The following is an 871-nucleotide window of genomic DNA, read 5'->3' on the forward strand; positions in this document are numbered from 1 at the left end:
GGCTAAACCATTGTGGTTTAGCCTTTTCTAGGTTGTCATAACTCATTAAATATAAACGCCAGTAGTGTTTAAGCGTCCGGTATTCGCGGGTATCTGGTTTGAACTGTTTCATCAGTTGAACCCGGGTCTGATTGAGTGATCGCAACGTCATTTGAACAAGGTGAAAGTTGTCAGCTACCAGTTTGGCGTTGGGAAATAGTTCCCGTACGACCGACTGATACTGGGAATTAAAGTCCATAACAACGCGAATCACTTGTTGCCGATTCTTAGTGGAATAACGATTTTTGAAGTAGTTTCTAATCTCTTGATTTCTTCTTCCAGGCAAGATTGTGATGATATCATGATTTTGGGCATCGATGGCTATAAAGCTCATTTGATTGTTGGTGGATTTGAATTCGTCGATACAAAGAGTTACTGGTAATCCGTTGAAAACTGGCTGAGTGCCTTTTCCGAGTAATCTTAACCGCCGAACAATCGTATTGTTTGAAACGTTATATTGAGCCGCAATACTACTCATCGTGCGATCTTCAGTTAGGGCTAAATCAATGGCGTGAAGAACATTTTCTGAGATTTGATGCTGCTTCTTCACTAATGAAGTTTCTGCCAGAACCGTGGTACCACAAGCTTTACAGATGAAACGTTGCTTTCTTAAGTTGAGGATTGTAATGAGTTCACTAACGCGAGAAAGGCGAATGTTAACTAGTTTATGCCCATTTTTAAGCATGGGAGTTTGACCACAGCGTGGGCAATATTTAACATCATAAGTCAATACCCCGCTAACTCTTAAAATCCCATTTACGGGTTCATGCGTGACTAACTGACTAATATTTTGGTCTTTAATTTGAAGTAATACTCGGGTAAAATGGTCTTG

Annotated in this window: 1 protein-coding gene; it reads right to left on the reverse strand. The window is 40.3% G+C overall.

The window, feature by feature from the left end; all coding sequences use genetic code 11:
• On the reverse strand, positions 1-871 hold an 871-nt coding region (locus FFM82_RS13420), incomplete at both ends, for an ISL3 family transposase (RefSeq protein WP_137646246.1).

This window comes from Lactiplantibacillus plajomi, assembly GCF_005405405.1.
In the GTDB taxonomy this organism is placed as follows: domain Bacteria; phylum Bacillota; class Bacilli; order Lactobacillales; family Lactobacillaceae; genus Lactiplantibacillus; species Lactiplantibacillus plajomi.